General features: G+C 63.3%; 17 protein-coding genes and 1 pseudogene. 11 read left to right on the plus strand and 7 right to left on the minus strand.

Features of this window, described 5'->3' with window-relative positions:
- Positions 1-15 precede the first annotated feature (15 nt).
- Complete coding sequence (locus VH564_RS00245) at positions 16-675, plus strand: S24 family peptidase (protein WP_423337831.1); 660 nt, start codon at positions 16-18, stop codon at positions 673-675.
- Positions 676-745: 70 nt separating this feature from the next.
- Here the strand turns inward: VH564_RS00245 and VH564_RS00250 are convergent, their stop codons facing one another.
- On the minus strand, positions 746-1,480 hold the full coding sequence (locus tag VH564_RS00250; protein WP_423337832.1) for a hypothetical protein: 735 nt from the start codon (positions 1,478-1,480) through the stop codon (positions 746-748).
- Between VH564_RS00250 and VH564_RS00255 the strand changes: the two genes are divergently transcribed.
- Positions 1,458-2,183: a thermonuclease family protein gene (locus VH564_RS00255; protein WP_423337833.1), complete on the plus strand. Its 726-nt coding sequence runs from the start codon at positions 1,458-1,460 to the stop codon at positions 2,181-2,183. The two genes, VH564_RS00250 and VH564_RS00255, sit on opposite strands and share 23 nt — an antisense overlap.
- 113 nt (positions 2,184-2,296) lie before the next feature.
- A complete protein-coding gene (locus VH564_RS00260) occupies positions 2,297-2,710 on the plus strand; it encodes a tellurite resistance TerB family protein (RefSeq protein ID WP_423337834.1) in 414 nt (137 codons plus the stop codon).
- 69 nt (positions 2,711-2,779) lie between these two features.
- On the opposite strand, the gene VH564_RS00265 is transcribed toward VH564_RS00260, so the two are convergent.
- Complete coding sequence (locus tag VH564_RS00265; RefSeq protein ID WP_423337835.1) at positions 2,780-3,658, minus strand: transporter substrate-binding domain-containing protein; 879 nt, start codon at positions 3,656-3,658, stop codon at positions 2,780-2,782.
- Positions 3,659-3,715: 57 nt separating this feature from the next.
- Between VH564_RS00265 and VH564_RS00270 the strand changes: the two genes are divergently transcribed.
- The 3 genes from VH564_RS00270 to VH564_RS00280 all read left to right on the plus strand — a co-directional run bounded on the left by VH564_RS00270 (position 3,716) and on the right by VH564_RS00280 (position 7,236).
- The gene (locus VH564_RS00270) at positions 3,716-5,638 is read left to right on the plus strand and encodes a glycosyltransferase family 2 protein (protein ID WP_423337836.1); all 1,923 of its coding nucleotides are present in this window, start codon (positions 3,716-3,718) and stop codon (positions 5,636-5,638) included.
- A 168-nt stretch (positions 5,639-5,806) separates the two neighbouring features.
- A complete protein-coding gene (locus VH564_RS00275; protein WP_423337837.1) occupies positions 5,807-6,151 on the plus strand; it encodes a DUF952 domain-containing protein in 345 nt (114 codons plus the stop codon).
- A complete protein-coding gene (locus VH564_RS00280; protein ID WP_423337838.1) occupies positions 6,148-7,236 on the plus strand; it encodes a quinone-dependent dihydroorotate dehydrogenase in 1,089 nt (362 codons plus the stop codon). The genes VH564_RS00275 and VH564_RS00280 overlap by 4 nt, the downstream gene beginning before the upstream one ends.
- On the opposite strand, the gene VH564_RS00285 is transcribed toward VH564_RS00280, so the two are convergent.
- The 3 genes from VH564_RS00285 to VH564_RS00295 are packed head-to-tail and all read right to left on the minus strand — an operon-like array spanning position 7,212 to position 9,361.
- Positions 7,212-8,561: an MATE family efflux transporter gene (locus VH564_RS00285; RefSeq protein WP_423337839.1), complete on the minus strand. Its 1,350-nt coding sequence runs from the start codon at positions 8,559-8,561 to the stop codon at positions 7,212-7,214. The two genes, VH564_RS00280 and VH564_RS00285, sit on opposite strands and share 25 nt — an antisense overlap.
- A gap of 24 nt (positions 8,562-8,585) precedes the next feature.
- Positions 8,586-9,092: a CAP domain-containing protein gene (locus tag VH564_RS00290; RefSeq protein ID WP_423337840.1), complete on the minus strand. Its 507-nt coding sequence runs from the start codon at positions 9,090-9,092 to the stop codon at positions 8,586-8,588.
- A 2-nt stretch (positions 9,093-9,094) separates the two neighbouring features.
- Positions 9,095-9,361, minus strand: a complete 267-nt coding sequence (locus VH564_RS00295; protein ID WP_423337841.1) for a DUF6460 domain-containing protein — start codon at positions 9,359-9,361, stop codon at positions 9,095-9,097.
- A gap of 145 nt (positions 9,362-9,506) precedes the next feature.
- Here VH564_RS00295 and VH564_RS00300 point away from each other — a divergent pair, with 145 nt between their 5' ends.
- From VH564_RS00300 to VH564_RS00320, 5 genes are all read left to right on the plus strand, one after another.
- Entirely contained in the window at positions 9,507-10,451 is a 945-nt protein-coding gene (locus tag VH564_RS00300) for a class I SAM-dependent DNA methyltransferase (RefSeq protein WP_423338691.1), read from the plus strand.
- A 103-nt stretch (positions 10,452-10,554) separates the two neighbouring features.
- On the plus strand, positions 10,555-11,190 hold the full coding sequence (locus VH564_RS00305) for a YitT family protein (RefSeq protein WP_423337842.1): 636 nt from the start codon (positions 10,555-10,557) through the stop codon (positions 11,188-11,190).
- A gap of 302 nt (positions 11,191-11,492) precedes the next feature.
- A complete protein-coding gene (locus VH564_RS00310) occupies positions 11,493-11,675 on the plus strand; it encodes a hypothetical protein (RefSeq protein ID WP_423337843.1) in 183 nt (60 codons plus the stop codon).
- Positions 11,676-11,943: 268 nt separating this feature from the next.
- On the plus strand, positions 11,944-12,402 hold the full coding sequence (locus VH564_RS00315; protein ID WP_423337844.1) for a hypothetical protein: 459 nt from the start codon (positions 11,944-11,946) through the stop codon (positions 12,400-12,402).
- Positions 12,403-12,637: 235 nt separating this feature from the next.
- Positions 12,638-13,951, plus strand: coding sequence for an MFS family transporter (locus tag VH564_RS00320; protein WP_423338692.1), 1,314 nt, complete (start codon positions 12,638-12,640; stop codon positions 13,949-13,951).
- 65 nt (positions 13,952-14,016) lie between these two features.
- Here VH564_RS00320 and VH564_RS00325 read toward each other — a convergent pair.
- Together VH564_RS00325 and VH564_RS00330 are read right to left on the minus strand one after the other, a co-directional pair.
- A pseudogene (locus tag VH564_RS00325) lies at positions 14,017-14,483 on the minus strand (carboxymuconolactone decarboxylase family protein).
- A 5-nt stretch (positions 14,484-14,488) separates the two neighbouring features.
- The gene (locus tag VH564_RS00330) at positions 14,489-15,007 is read right to left on the minus strand and encodes an RrF2 family transcriptional regulator (protein ID WP_423337845.1); all 519 of its coding nucleotides are present in this window, start codon (positions 15,005-15,007) and stop codon (positions 14,489-14,491) included.
- Position 15,008: the final 1 nt, after the last annotated feature.

Raw genomic sequence — 15,008 nt, forward strand, 5'->3', positions numbered from 1 at the left:
TCCAAGGGCGAAGCGATGACGCTGTCACACGATCAGATCTGGAGTGCGATCGACGGGCTTGCCGAAAGGCACGACCTGACGCCGTCGGGCCTTGCCCGGCGTGCTGGCCTCGACCCCACATCCTTCAACAAATCCAAGCGGCTGAGCGCCGATGGCCGGCAGCGCTGGCCGTCGACGGAATCGATCGCCAAGGTGCTGGAGGCGACCGGCGCCAGCGTCGAGCAGTTCATGGGTCTGCTGCGTCCCGGCTCGACGCCGCTCGGCATGCCGGACGGCGCCTTTCCGCCGCAGGCAGGCTCGATCCCTCTGCTGGGTTTCGCGCAAGCCGGCGCCGGCGGCTTCTTTGACGACGGCGGTTTTCCGGCGGGGCAGGGCTGGGATGTCGTCGAGTTGCCGGCGCAGAAGGCGGGGGTCTATGCGCTGGAAGTGCAAGGCGACAGCATGATGCCGCTTTATCGCGACGGCGACGTCCTGATCGTCGAGCCCGGTGCCCAGGTCAGGCGCAATGACCGGGTGGTGGTCAAGACGCGTGAAGGCGAAGTCATGGCCAAGGTGCTGCTGCGTCAGAGCCCGAAGTCGATCGAATTGCTGTCGCTCAATCCGGCCCATCCCAACCGCAGCATCGAGCTTGTCGACGTGGAGTGGATGGCGCGGATTATCTGGGCGAGCCAATAGGAAGTGTTGTGATGCGTTCCCCCACTCTTCTGACCGGCGTCACCGGCGCCGTTGCCGTTCTGGTGCTGGTCTATGTCGGGCTGACGGCCATGAACCTGCAGCCGCACATCACCTTCGGCGATCCGCCCGTGCGGGTCGCAAATGTCGACCAAACGCCCGCAAAGCCGGAGGCACAAGTGGCCGCAGCGACCGCGGCGCCGACGACGCCCAATTTTCCAGCAGCAGCGCCGGCCCCCTCCGGGCCACCGGTATCAGCTCCCCCCGTCTCGTCAGCGCCGGCATCCTCGGAGCCCGCATCGCCAGGCCCAGCGGCGGCTGTGGTCGAGCAGCCATCGCAGGGAAGCAATGCGCCTGTTGCGCCCGCGACCTCGGCCGCTGCGCCCACGGTTACCGCTGGGTCGCCAGCAGAGACCCCTTCAGCCCCGTCTTCCAATCCTTTGCCACCGGCCCCGGCGGCCCCAGAAGCCACGCCGCCCGTTGCGGCAGTTGCATCACCTCCGCCGCCATCGGTCGCTGTGCCTGTCGTACCTCCGCAAGCCGCGGCGTCGAAGCCTGAGCCAACAGGCGTCGGTACCCCAGCTTCGCCACCCCTAGTGGCTTCGCCACCCCCGGTCGCGATCGCACCGCCAACGGCCCCCATCACCGTGACCGGTCGTACGGACAGAGATGAAGTGCCCCAGCCATCGGCTTCGATAACGACACCGTCTGGCCCCGTCGCCTCAGTCACGGCGCCGGCCACTGATGCCGAGAGCCGCAGCCTGTCCGAACGGATGGCGCCGCCTGTGTCCTCGGCCCCTTCGTCCATACCGCTTGCATCGACCGTGCCCACGCCGCTGGCAAGACCGCGGCCGCCGGAGGCCGAAAAGCTGGCCAGTGCCGAGACACGGCCGGTAGGGGACAAGGCCGAGAAGGAGAGGGCTGGAAAGGACGGAGCGGAGGAGGACAAGTCGATCCAACCGTCGCCGCCCGAGACCAAGCCGGGCCCCGTTCAATCTGCCGCGCTGGCGCCGCAGCCGGAAAAGCCGGATGAAGGAGCCACAGGCGAGGCCGAGCCAAACGGTACTCTCAAGCCTGTGGATCTGTCGCGTCCCTTCGCCGAGCGTGCCGGGGTCCTCACCGTGGGCGGCAGAAGCGTGCAACTGGCGGGCATCGTCCCCACCGATCCGCAGCGCACCTGCACCGGAACAGACGGCAAGGAATGGCCCTGCGGAACCCTGGCACGCACGGCTCTGCGCTCGTTTCTGCTTGGCCGCACCATCACCTGCGACGTCTCGGACCCGGCCTGGAAAGGATCGATCACCGCCGAATGCCGCTTTGCCAAGCTGAGCATTGCCGATTGGCTGGCGCGCAATGGCTGGGCCGAGGTGGCAAGCGGTTCGCCCTTGACTGCAGCTGCCGAGGAAGCGCGCAAGGCCGGTCGCGGTGTCTATGGCAACGATCCACGCAAGAGGCACCAGTCGACGCTGGCCCCGGAGCCGCCGAAGGAGGATCCGCTCAACCCGATCTGATGTCGGCTTGGGCTATGTGCCGCCCCGAATGCGATCTTTGCCCTTGTCATCGTCGAAGCGACCACCCACTCTCCGGGAACCCACACTTTGAACAGCAAGAGAGACATCCTGTTATGAAGACACCGCTTTCCGCTCAGGAAGCCATGATCTATGTCATGGTGATGGCATCGGCCGTCGACCGGAAGATGAACGATCGGGAGCTGGGCCGGATCGGCGAGTTGATCCATGCGCTGCCGGTTTTCAAGGGCTTTGACGAGGAGCGGCTGATCACCGTCGCGCGCGATTGCGCCACACTCCTTGCGGGCGCCGAGGGGCTCGATATTGTGCTTGAGACCGTGCGCGACACCCTGCCGAAGCACCTCTACGATACCGCCTATGCCGTTGCCGTCGAGGTTGCTGCGGCTGATCTGTCGGTGACGGCCGAGGAACTCCGGCTCCTCGCGCTGCTGCGTGATCGCTTGGATCTCGACAAGCTCACCTGCGCTGCCATCGAGCGCAGCGCCATCGCCCGCTACCGGCATCCGTGAGTTCTGCGCCTGCTGCCTTGTGCGGCATGGTGCTGCAACGGGCTGCGGCGCAATCAGCGGATAAAAGGCTTAATACAGGCTGTTCGGGAAGTATCGTCGATAGATTTCCTGCAGCCGGCCATTGCGCGAAAGCGACGCCAGCGCGTGGTTGATGGCGGCCGTCAGGTCGCTGTCCTGTTGCCGGAGCATGACGGTCATGCCCTCACCAAGGAAATTTTCTGACATATAAGGTCCGTCAAACAGGGCGCAGCATGTTTCCGCAGCCGGTGACGCGGTCCAGAAGGCCAGCTGCAATCCGTCGCCAAACCCGGCGTCGATCGCTCCGGTCTTGACGGCGGTCAGCAATGCCGCGCTGTCCTTATAGGCCACCGGCGTGATGGCGGGGAAGAATGCCGTCAGCATGGCGGCATGGGCGGTGTCCTTGACGACGCCGACCCGCTTGCCGGCAGGGGCGGCGGCAGTGGTGCCGCCGGGATCGTTCTTCAGGTTGCGAACGAACCGTGCCGGCAGCATCAGATAGGGTCGTGAAAAGGAAAACTCCGTCCTCAATGCCGGCGTGACAGCAATGCCGGCCAGAATGGCATCGCCCTGTGAGGTGCTGAGGGCCTGCTGTAGATCGGCAAAGGGCAGGGTTTGGATCTGGCATTTGTCGGCGATGCCCAACTCGGCGCAGATTTCCCGGGCGAGATCCACATTGAAGCCGCCGAGCTTTCCAGCCTGATCAAGGAAGTTGAAAGGCGGGAAATCGGTCGCCGTCAGGAAGCGAAGCCGCACCAGCGAAGACAGATCCGGCTTTGGCAGGCGTTCACGTGCATCGAACAGGATTGGCAGACTGGATGCCGGCTGTTCCGCTGCAGCAGCGGGAGGCACGTGCAAAGAGGAAAAAATAATCGCGCATGCCGTGTAAAAACCCCGAATACTGAGAGGTGAAATAGGCCAGCGCATCATTATCATCCAGGCGTTTTCAGCGTTGCGGGTTCTATCGGGTAGGGATGTATCAGTTTGATGCGCTGGGGGGAATATCCACTGAAGGGACCGCAGGTGCTGCCGCCAATTCCGGTGGACCTTACAAGCGAAGTTCTCTCTACAAGCGCGGCCGTTCCTTATATCTTTGGGCGCCTACAGTCGGAAGTTGCGGCGTTGGCCAGACTTGGCATAGGCCGCCCCACCCTGGAAAAGGCAGCGGCAGCCGCGGCCCTTAACGGCACGTCGGTCGAGCAAGAGCTGCTGGCCGGGACATTTCTCCAGGAGGCACCCTATTACGGGGCCATTGCCCGCGAGTTGCGGCTACCATTTACCGACACCATCCGGGACGGCGGCATGGTCGATCTGGCCGGGCTCGACAGCCAGTTGCTCCGTCCCACCACGGCGAGGGTCCAGCATCCGCTGCATCTGCCACTGACCCTCATTGCACCCGAGATCGGCCGCCTGCAGGAGGTCCATGATCTGCTTGACCGCCACCCCAGCCTCAGGCGCAGCCTGATGGTAACCACGCCCTCAGCCATTCGCGCCGCCACCTGGCGGGCCGGGGCTGATCGTAGGGTTCGCGAAAGCGTGGGCAAGTTGTTCGAGAGCCAGCCGCAACTCAGCGCCCGTGTCGTGTTTCACGGACGCCAGGGCTTTTATGCCGGCATCGGCCTCTGCTTGCTGGTCGGCTGCCTCGCTTCCGGTTCCACGACCCAAGACCTACTGCATGTGCTGCTGTCGACGGTCTATCTTGCAACCCTGCTGCTGCGGGCCCACGCAGTCGTGCAGCGTCGCCGCCGGCGCCCTCGGGCGCCAGCTACGCCGGGTGGACCCTGTCCTGTCTACACAGTCATGGTGGCTGTCTACCACGAGGCGGAGGTCGCGCGGCAACTGGTGGCGACCTTGAAGCGGCTGGATTGGCCTGCCTCCAGGCTCGACATCAAGTTCGTCTGCGAAGCCGACGATGTCGCGACGATTGCGGCCCTCAGGGCCGAAACCCTTGGTCCGCAGTTCGAAATCGTCGAAGTGCCGCCGATGCACCCGCGCACCAAGCCGAAAGCGCTGAGCTACGCGCTCGCCGGTGCCCGTGGGCAATATGTCGCGGTCTACGACGCAGAGGACCGCCCACATCCCCAGCAGTTGCGCGAGGCATACGCAAAATTCTCCTGCGCGTCCTCCGATATTGCCTGCCTGCAGGCGCCGCTGGTGATCGGCAACGGCGGGGAGAGCTGGATCAGTGCTTTGTTCGCGTTGGAATATTCCGCCTTGTTCCGGGCACTCCTCCCGATGCTGGCGCGGCACCGGATGCCGCTGCCGCTCGGCGGCACATCCAATCATTTCCGCACGGACATCCTGCGTTCATCGGGAGGGTGGGACCCTTTCAATGTCACGGAGGATGCCGATCTTGGCATGCGGCTTTACCGCCTCGGCTATCGCTCCGACGTGATAGAACGGCAGACCATCGAGGACGCGCCGACCACGATCGGTGTTTGGTCGCGGCAGCGGACGCGCTGGTTCAAGGGATGGCTGCTAACCTGGCTGGTGCTGATGCGGGCGCCGCGCAGCCTTTGCAGGGAGATGGGCTTCAAGGCGTTCTGCGTGTTTCAGCTGCTTATCGGCGGAATGCTGCTGTCGTCACTCGCCCATCCGCTTGTCATGTTCTTCCTGCTACATTCGATAGCGACAATGCTGGAGGCGCCGACTGAGAGCGTGTCGCTGTTTGACAGCGCGATGTTCGTCGTCGATTCCATCAACATTCTCGGCAGCTACGCAATCTTTCTGCTGCTTGGCACTGCCGCGATGATCGCGCCCGAGAAGAAACGTATCGGTCGGCGCTGGCTTGCCGTGCCTTTGTACTGGATGATGGTCTCGGTTGCAGCCTGGCGCGCCGTCATAGAGCTACGCACCAATCCCTTCCACTGGCACAAGACACCGCACCGCGCGTCGAATCCGTCTCCTTAAGGTACAGACGGCGCGCGAGCGTCTGCACCTGTCATGACTAAAATCGGCCGAAAGTTGTCGGTGCGCTTTAGTCCCTTCCCGATAATATTACTGGCACGGCAGTGGACATGACGCCTGCTTTTCGGCAAAGCGCTAGGGAACATTAAACTTGCCGCGGAGGCGCCTCAGATGCCCTTGATTTACAAGATCGTGCCGGAAATGGCCTGGGAGGAAGCGAAGGCGGAGGGCATTTTCCACGGCGCGTCGATCGACCTGGCCGATGGCTACATCCACCTCTCGACATCGGCGCAGGTAAAACAGACGGCCGCGCTCTATTTCGCTGGCCAGGCGGACCTGCTGCTGGTCGCCATCGATAGCGATACGCTCGGCGACGGACTGAAATACGAGCCATCGCGAGGCGGTGAGCTCTTTCCCCATCTCTACGGGCTGCTCCCGATGACATCGGTGCTCTGGGCTAAACCGCTACCGATCGACAAGGACGGGACGCACCAATTTCCGGAGATGTCGGCGTGATCGATATCTTCAAGACAGTCGGGCGGCGCGGTCTTTTCATGTTCGATCCGGAAACAGCGCATGGAATGTCGATTGCGGCATTGCGCTCCGGTGTGGTTCCGGCATGTCGCCTGCCGGCCGATCCGCGCCTGCGCCAGACGGTGGCCGGCCTCGATTTCGCCAATCCGCTCGGCATGGCGGCCGGTTACGACAAGAACGCCGAGGTGCCCGAGGCTTTGCTTAGGCTTGGTTTCGGCTTTACCGAAATCGGCACCGTGACGCCCAAGCCGCAGCCCGGCAATCCGCGTCCGCGAATTTTCCGCTTGGTCGAGGACGAAGCCGTCATCAACCGGCTCGGCTTCAACAACGAAGGCCATGATGCCGCTTATGCAAGGCTGGCAGCGATCCGCACCCGCGGGATGATCGGCGTCAATTTCGGCGCCAACAAGGACAGCGCCGACCGTACTGCCGACTACGTCGCCGGCATCCGCCGCTTCTATTCGGTAGCCGGCTATTTCACGGCCAACATCTCGTCGCCAAACACTCCCGGCCTGCGCGACCTGCAGGCGCGCGAGAGCCTGGCCGCACTGCTTACAGCCGTCCTTGGCGCCCGCGACAGCGAAGCGGCGAAAGCCAACAGGCGGGTCCCGGTCTTCCTGAAGATCGCTCCCGATCTGACCGAGGAGGGCATGGACGACATCGCCGACGAAGCGCTGGTGCACGGTCTCGACGGGCTGATCGTCTCCAACACGACGTTGGCGCGCGACGGGTTGAAGGACCCGCGCCAGGCCGGCGAGGCTGGCGGGCTCTCGGGCAAGCCGCTGTTCGATCCGTCCACGGCGGTGCTTGCCCGGATGCGCAAGCGGGTCGGCCCGTCGATGGCGATCATCGGTGTCGGCGGCGTCTCTTCGGCCGAGACAGCCCTGGAGAAAATCCGCGCCGGCGCCGATCTGGTGCAGCTCTATTCCAGCATGGTCTATGGCGGTCCGGGTCTTCCCGGCAGCATCGTCGCCGGCCTGTCGAAGCTGCTGGACCGCGAACAGGTCAAATCGATCGGCGAACTGCGCGACAGCCGCGTTTCTTACTGGGCAAGCCGGAAGGTCTGATCGGCCTTCGGCCTGACGCGCGTCAGCAGGAAGACGCCCCGAAACAGTAGGAAGCCGTTTATCGAGAGCCACAGGCCGGTGTTGCCGAACAGCGGGACCAGGACGGCGAGCGCCGCGAGGTAGCAGACGAAAGAGAGCAGCATACGGTTGCGCATCTCGTCGGACCACGTGGCGCCGATGAAAACACCATCCATCAGATAGGCCAGCGCACCCGTGAGCCCGGTCACGGCCGCATAGGGCAGATATTGCAGCGCCACGGTCCGCACCTCGGCAGACGTGGTCAAAACGCCAACGATCGCCGCTCCGAAGACCAGGAAGACAAGGGCGGCAATGGCGGCAAGGCCGAAGGACCACAGCATTGTGAGCTTTAGCCCGCGATCGAAGGCCGTCCGGCTGCCGGCGCCGATCGCCCGTCCGGTGATCTGCTCGGCGGCGTTGGCGAGACCGTCGAGGTAGAAGGCCGAGATCAGCACGAAATTCATCAGTACCGCATTCGCCGCCAGCGTGATCGCGCCGAAATAGCTGCCGATGCGCGTCATCAGCGTGAAGGCAGCCAAAAGTACGAAGGTGCGGATGAGGATGTCGCGGTTGAGCGCGAAAAGCTGCAAGAGTTTCGACCGCGACAGGATATCGGCGCGGGCAGGGCGGTTGCGACCGGCAAAGCCGCGCAGCACGATCAAAAGGCCGGCAAAAGTGCCGACCGTCTCGCCAATCATCGTGCCCCAGGCGACGCCCGCCACACCCCATCCGAGCCAGAGGCCCAGGGCTAGGGCCAGCACGATGTTGATGCCGTTGATCAGCGTCTGCAGGAAAAGCCCGATGCCGCCCTGGCCGCGTCCGAGCACGAAGCCGAGAATAGCGTAGTTGGCCAGCGCCGCCGGCCCCGCCAGCATGCGGATCGAGAAATAGCTGCGCGTGGCAACCGCGACGCCCCCATCCGGCCCCATCAGCGCCAGGCCTGCGGAGAGCAGCAGCGGTGAAAGCAACAGCAGCACGCAGCCGCAGGCCAGCGCCGAAAGCAGCGCTCTCCAGAAGATCGCCTGCTGCTCCTTGGCATCGCCGCGACCGAAGGCCTGCGCCGTCAGGCCGGTTGTCGAGGCGCGCAGGAAATTGAAACTGGAGAAAATCAGGTCGAACAGAACGGCGCCGATCGCCAGACCTGCCAAGGCATCGGGCTGGCCAAGCTGGCCGACGACGGCTGTATCGGTCAAGCCCAGCAGCGGCGTCGTCATGAAGGCAAGGGTCATCGGCAGCGCAATCGACAGCACCAGCCGGTGCGTGACCGCAAAGGCAGGGCCGGGAGTGCCGTTCGCGGTGCGATCCATCGTCGTGCCTTCAGGACTGGGTGGTTAGATGCGCGAGAGAACCATGGACCAATAGGGCATCTGGCCGGGGCCGAAGCCCGGCGAGACCGCGACACCGAGGCCGGTATAGGGGCCGAGCATGTTTTCGAGGTGATGCGGCGAGTTGATCCAGGCATGCACCACCGCGTCGACGCTACGCTGGCCCTCGGCGATGTTTTCCGCTGCCGGGAGTTTGACGCCGCTGGCCTTGACGCGCCGGCCGAAATCGTCGCCGAAGCCGATCAGATGGGCCATCTTCTTGAGGTTCGCCATGCGCTTGGCCTGGTAGAGCGCCGCGTCGGTGGCCGCCGGGTCGATGGAAAGCGGCGGCAAGCCGTGCTTGGCGCGCAGGGCATTGACCAGCGGCAGCGCCGCCGCCGTCTGGTCGGCGCCGGGCAGGTTCAAGGCGACAGGCAGCGGCTTGCTGGCGCAGCTGGCGACGCCGGCGGCCAGCGCAACGAAGCCGAGGCGCAGGGCGTTGCGCCGGGTGAGGAGAGAATTGTTCTGGGTCATGATCAGCGGCGATAGTTGAAGATGCGGAAGAGGACGAAGAGCGGAATGACGATGGTGGCACCGAGGATCAGGTAGTCGCCGATGCTGCCGAGGGCTGCAAAGCCCGTATGCCAGAGATCGAGGATGAAATGGCGGACATTTTCGATCAGATCCATCGGCCGCCAGCCGAAGATCTTCATCACGAAGCCGACGATCAGCGACACGACGATGAGCTTGACGATGGTCCGCCCCAGCGAGTCTCCGAGAAACCTGTTCACCTGATCCGACATTGATCTCTCCTGTTCGCCCTGAAATAAGCCGGGCAATCGCGACCCGCAAGCGGTTTCGGACCGCTGCTGCGATCCCTGCCTGAAATAGGACTTGAGTTTTTTTGTGGCCGCGCCCACAGCCTGTGGCGAACAGGGGTTGCCCATCATGCTGCCGAGCCAGCTTTCTTCCGGAGATGTCACGGCCGACCGGCGCGCCGACTACGCAAAAATGCTCGACGAGAACGGCGAGCCGGCCAGCGCCGCCGAGCTCATGGAACAGGCGCTGGAGCGGGCGCCTGCCTGGGCGGCCGGCTGGTTCAACCTCGGCGTCTACCGTGAAAAGGCCGGCAATGTCGCAGGCGCTGCGGCCGCCTTCGAACGCGTCCTGCCGCTCGACCGCGACGATCTCTTCGGGGCGCCGCTGATGCTCGCCTCGCTCGGCTCCGCCGCCGTCCCGGACCATCCCTCCAGTCTTTATGTCGAGCGCCTGTTCGACGACTATGCCGAGCGCTTCGAGCATGCGCTGCTCAAGAAGCTCGCCTACAGTGTGCCGCGCAAGCTGGCGGCGCTGATCACTGAAACGCCTGGCCTGCCGCAGCATTTTCGGCTTGCTGTCGATCTCGGCTGCGGCACCGGCCTGCTCGGCCCGGAAATCCGCAGCCGCACCGACCGGCTGGAGGGCTTCGACCTGTCGGCCAACATGCTGGCCAAGGCGGCGGAAAAGCAGGCCTATGACCTGCTCGCCGTGGCCGATCTCTCCAGGCCTGCCGAACGCTCCGGCCTGTTCGGTCCCGGCATGGACGAGCACCGCGCCGACCTCGTCACCGCCTCCGACGTGCTGATCTATCTGGGCGCGCTGGAAAATCTCTTCGCCTTGCTGCAGCCGCTCTCGGCGCCCGGTGCCGTCTTTGCCTTTTCCGTCGAGGATGCGGGCGAGGGGACGGGCTTCCGGCTGGGCCGCTCGCTGCGCTATGCCCATACGCCGGCCTATGTGTGCGACGTCTGCGCCCGTTTCGGCTTTGCGATTCGGGCCGAGGTGCGCACCGTCATCCGCCTCGATGCTGGCCTGCCGGTCAATGGCCTGCTGTTTATTGCGCAAACGGCCGCCTGATATCCGCTTTGTTGCAAAGACGAGATAGGTCAGCACCGCTTACGTTTTAGCGCTTGATTGTCGAAGCGGCTTTCCGCAGAATTTTGAAAAAAAGGGGATGCCTATGTCGAAGATCAGAAGTGCCTTAGGCGTCTGGAACACCAGTGCCACCCGTCATTCGCTGGTCGAGGACATCCAGGGCGTGCTGACCGGCAGCATTGTCTCGTCACTGGGTTTGTTCATCCTGTCCTCCGCCGGGCTCCTGACCGGCAGCACCGCCGGCATCGCCTTCCTGCTCCATTACGCCATCGGCGTGAATTTCGGCCTGGCCTTCTTCGTCGTCAACCTGCCGTTCTTCTACCTGTCGCTGAAACAGCTCGGCCGCGCCTTCACCATCAAGACGTTCGTCGCCATCGCGCTGACCTCGCTGCTGACTAACCTGCAGCCTCGGATGTTCGAGATCGCCCATATCCATCCGCTATGGGCAGCCATCCTCGGCGGCGTTCTTCTCGGCTTCGGGCTGCTGGCGCTCTATCGCCACCGCGCCAGCCTCGGCGGTGTCGGCATTCTCGGCATCTATCTGCAGGAGCGCTTCGGCATCCGTGCCGGACTGGTGCAACTGGGCGTCGACATGGGCGTGCTTGCCGTCGCTTTCGCCGTCACCACCCCCTATATCGTGCTGTGTTCGGTGGCCGGCGCCGTGGTGCTTAATCTCTTCGTCGCCATCAACCACCGCTCCGACCGTTACATCGCCCTTTAAATCGGCATCAGACTAAAATCCGTTCACCTGCGTCAAACCGTCGCTCTTGTCGTCCGATTAACCATTGTGGCAGCCGTCACAAAGGGTTGACAAGCCGGCCGGCATATCGGACGTTTTCAATCAGGTTTACGAGAAGGTAGAACGCACAGGCTTTGTCATCCGCCTGTCGCAGAATTTACCCTACACGGGGCAACGTCCCGGTGTCTGCCGAAGCTGTTCCCGCAGTCTTTGGGCAACCGAGCGAAAGCAGGCCGCACCCTTGGGTGACGGCGTGTTTCACGACAGCGGCAATGAGGGAAACGATGCCTAAAACCGAAGAACGTCTGCTCGACGCCATCAAGAGCGCCACGGGATTTCACGGACAGGTCTATCCGATGCGTCTCGCCGACCGCCAGATGGCCCGCAAGCTGGTGTCCGACGGCCGTATCGTCGAGACTGCAGGCTCCTGGGGCACGACCATGTGCATCGGCTATCGCCTCAAGTAGGCGAGGCGAGAGCCTTTCGCGTCGATCCTTCTTCCTGACCAACATGACGCGTGCCTTGTCCGTCTCACGCAGCGTCGGATCGTATTCTGGACGTTCGGGCCTCAGTTGTGAGTGCTGAGACGCCCTGTTCCGGCAATTTGCTCGTGTTGGAAGGCAATTAAGCTGACATAGACAACAAAACCGTCTGGCGTCCTGGACGACGGGAGGTTATCGCTTGGCTAAAGACTGCTCCATGCAGTCGCGAGGCCAATTGGAAAAGACTTTAGGCATGAGCAGTTTCATCCCGTCACCCCTGATCCAGGAAAACATCAATTCAGCCGTGGACTGGATGACCGCCGATGACGACTTCCTGGCGGAAGTGCATCTGAGCTCGCCGACCGGCCGTCAAGTGCTGCGTTTCGGCGATACCGAGATGCATGGCGGGGTGTCGAGACTGAAGGCCATGATCAAGGCGATTTCAACCGGCAAGGATCACATCAAGGCCATCCCGCTCAAGCAACGCTTCCTGTTCAAGCTCGATCACGCCGGTCGCAGCAATCACGCGCTCGCCAAGGACCTGCAGCAGACACTGGCCTGGGCGGAAGAAAACGGTCTTTTGACCAGCGGCATGATCTTCAACCAGCTGCTCAGCAAGAATATCGCCGAAGGCTTCGTCTGGTTTGGCTTTCCAGACCCGCAAAAGGCCGTGCTGTTCAAGCAGTCCGGCTATGAGCCGAGCTCGATCTAGACGGGACCGCGTCATTTGGCGGGCTCTCTTGGGTCTGCCGAAACCCCAGGGCGGACGGCGCCACGCTAAGCCCCGATGAATAAGCTGCTGAACTATCTGGTCGCTGACAGATAGCGCGGAAGAGAGCAGTCGTCCCGCAGAGCTCCCCTTTTAGGTTTGCATCCCGTGCGGGTCGCTCTAGATCTACTCCCCAAGGCGCTTTCCGCGCATCGTTCCTACACCCCGGGAGGAGAAAATCGTGTCAGACCCATCCGGCGCTGAAGCAGTGCCCCATTATACGCCTGAGGAAACGCGCCACCGCATCACCGCGATCATGGCGGCATCGTCGGGCAATCTCGTCGAGTGGTTCGATTTCTACGTCTACGCCTTCACGGCGCTGTATTTCAAAAGTTCGTTCTTCCCCAACGAAGATCCGACCGTCCAGCTGCTGCAGACGGCTGGTGTCTTTGCGGCTGGCTTCCTCATGCGGCCCATCGGCGGCTGGCTGTTCGGCCGCGTCGCCGACCGCCTGGGACGCAAGACGTCGATGCTGATCTCGGTGTCGATGATGTGCGGCGGGTCGCTGATGATTGCGATCTTGCCCACCTATGCGCAGGTCGGCGTCCTCGCACCCTTCCTGCTGCTGGTCGCGCGGCTGATCCAGGGTCTGTCGGTCGGCGGCGAATACGGCACCACAGCCACCTATATGTCGGAGGTCGCGCTGCGCGGACGTCGCGGCTTTTTCTCGTCCTTCCAGTATGTGACACTGATTGGCGGGCAGCTGCTGGCGGTTCTGGTGATCGTCGTCATCGAGGCTCTGATGACCACCGAGCAGATCACCGCCTGGGGTTGGCGCATTCCATTCGCGATCGGCGCTGTCGCCGCCGTCGTGTCGATCTTCCTGCGTCGCACCCTGACCGAGACGCAGAAGGCCGAAACCCGCAACAGCAAGGAAGCAGGCTCGCTCTCGGCCCTGTTCCGCAATCACACCCCGGCCTTCCTGACGGTGCTCGGCTATACCGCCGGCGGGTCGCTGATCTTCTACACTTTCACCACCTACATGCAGAAGTATCTGGTCAACACCGCCCATATGCCAGTGAAAACAGCCAGTTACGTGATGACCGTGGCGCTGTTCCTCTACATGTGCATGCAGCCGGTGTTCGGCGCCCTGTCCGACCGGATCGGCCGCCGCAACAACATGCTGCTGTTCGGTGCGCTAGGAACGCTCTGCACATTGCCGATCCTGCTGACCCTGCACACGGTCACCAGTCCGGTGCTGGCCGGTGTCCTGATCGTGTTCGCGCTGGCCATCGTCAGCTTCTACACGTCGATCAGCGGCATCGTGAAAGCGGAGATGTTTCCCCCGGAAGTCCGCGCGCTCGGCGTCGGCCTTGCCTATGCGGTCGGCAACGCCATCTTCGGCGGCTCCGCCGAATTCGTGGCGCTCTACATGAAGTCGGCCGGCAACGAGCAACTGTTCTACTGGTACGTCACCATCATGATGCTCATCGCCTTCCTCGTCGCGCTGCGCCTGCCGCGCCAGGCACCTTACCTGCACCACGATCACTGAGATCGGGGCGCAGGCGCACCAGGGGGCCGCGGCTGGCGTAGCGAGCCGCAGCCCTCTGTCTCCGCTCAGGCAGCAGCGGCGATGCTGTCGACCGGATGTTGGGAGCGGAGCTAAAGCCGACAGCCAGCCGGTTCCAGACATTGATCGCGCCGATCGCCACGGTGATCTTGACCATCTCCTCCTCGGAAAAGTGCTGCAGAAGCCCTTCGTAGGCCGCGTCCGGTATGCCGGTCTGGGCAATGTTCGTCACAGCGTCCGTCCAGCCCAGCAGAGCCCTTTCGCGGGCGTCGTAAACAGGCGACTCATGCCAGACGCTGAGCATGTTGATCCATTGTTCGCCCAGTCCGTCGTGGCGCGCTTCCTTGACGTGCATATCGACGCAGAAGGCGCAGCCGTTGATGATCGAGGCGCGCAGCTTGATCAGGTGTATGAGGCGTTTTTCCAGGCCCGAATGCTGCACATGGATTTCCAGCGCTGAAACGGCCTTGTAGGAGGAGGGAGCAGCTTCGAAAAAATTGAGGCGCGGTTGCATGATGTTCATCCTTTGCTTTGAGCTTCACGGCTTGTTTTGCGTTCATGGATTGCCACAAAGGCGCAGCCTCTGGCGGCTATGCTGCCGTCGTCGAGGGCAGTGAGTTCGTCGATGAGATCGGCGATCGTCGTCTTGGCAAGCTCCGCCCTGTAAACCCGCTCGGCCCGCAGCATGGCCGAAGAGATGTTGCAGGGCTTGTCAAAGAAGCGCCCCGGCACCGGATTGGGCCCGCGCTGGCGGATCTCGCTGCAGCGGAAGGCGGGTGCCGGTCCTTCGACGGCCAGAACCACGTCGAGCATCGTGATCCCCGAAGCTGGCTTCGCCAGCCGGTAACCACCCTTCGGCCCCGGAAAGGTCTCCAGGATGCCTGCTCCCGAAAGCGCCTGCAGATGCTTGAGCAGGTAGCTCGTCGACACCCCATGAAATTCCGCCAGCGCTGCGGCCGATAGCACGCCGCCATCCGTCAGTCCGGCCAGCATCGCGACGCTGTGTAGAGCCTGCTCGACCCCGTCTCCCAGTTTCATC

The organism is Rhizobium sp. HT1-10 (assembly GCF_049472505.1).
GTDB lineage: Bacteria > Pseudomonadota > Alphaproteobacteria > Rhizobiales > Rhizobiaceae > Rhizobium.

Excerpts from the sequence above, each read along its gene's own strand:
- VH564_RS00245 (WP_423337831.1), top strand. The coding sequence starts at position 16 with ATGACGCTGTCACACGATCAGATCTGGAGTGCGATCGACGGGCTTGCC.
- VH564_RS00300 (WP_423338691.1), top strand. The coding sequence starts at position 9,507 with ATGCTGCCGAGCCAGCTTTCTTCCGGAGATGTCACGGCCGACCGGCGC.
- VH564_RS00330 (WP_423337845.1), bottom strand. The coding sequence starts at position 15,007 with ATGAAACTGGGAGACGGGGTCGAGCAGGCTCTACACAGCGTCGCGATG.
- VH564_RS00285 (WP_423337839.1), bottom strand. The coding sequence starts at position 8,561 with ATGGATCGCACCGCGAACGGCACTCCCGGCCCTGCCTTTGCGGTCACG.
- VH564_RS00265 (WP_423337835.1), bottom strand. The coding sequence starts at position 3,658 with ATGATGCGCTGGCCTATTTCACCTCTCAGTATTCGGGGTTTTTACACG.
- VH564_RS00290 (WP_423337840.1), bottom strand. The coding sequence starts at position 9,092 with ATGACCCAGAACAATTCTCTCCTCACCCGGCGCAACGCCCTGCGCCTC.
- VH564_RS00295 (WP_423337841.1), bottom strand. The coding sequence starts at position 9,361 with ATGTCGGATCAGGTGAACAGGTTTCTCGGAGACTCGCTGGGGCGGACC.
- VH564_RS00305 (WP_423337842.1), top strand. The coding sequence starts at position 10,555 with ATGTCGAAGATCAGAAGTGCCTTAGGCGTCTGGAACACCAGTGCCACC.
- VH564_RS00260 (WP_423337834.1), top strand. The coding sequence starts at position 2,297 with ATGAAGACACCGCTTTCCGCTCAGGAAGCCATGATCTATGTCATGGTG.
- VH564_RS00275 (WP_423337837.1), top strand. The coding sequence starts at position 5,807 with ATGCCCTTGATTTACAAGATCGTGCCGGAAATGGCCTGGGAGGAAGCG.
- VH564_RS00270 (WP_423337836.1), top strand. The coding sequence starts at position 3,716 with ATGCGCTGGGGGGAATATCCACTGAAGGGACCGCAGGTGCTGCCGCCA.
- VH564_RS00250 (WP_423337832.1), bottom strand. The coding sequence starts at position 1,480 with ATGGACGAAGGGGCCGAGGACACAGGCGGCGCCATCCGTTCGGACAGG.
- VH564_RS00315 (WP_423337844.1), top strand. The coding sequence starts at position 11,944 with ATGAGCAGTTTCATCCCGTCACCCCTGATCCAGGAAAACATCAATTCA.
- VH564_RS00310 (WP_423337843.1), top strand. The coding sequence starts at position 11,493 with ATGCCTAAAACCGAAGAACGTCTGCTCGACGCCATCAAGAGCGCCACG.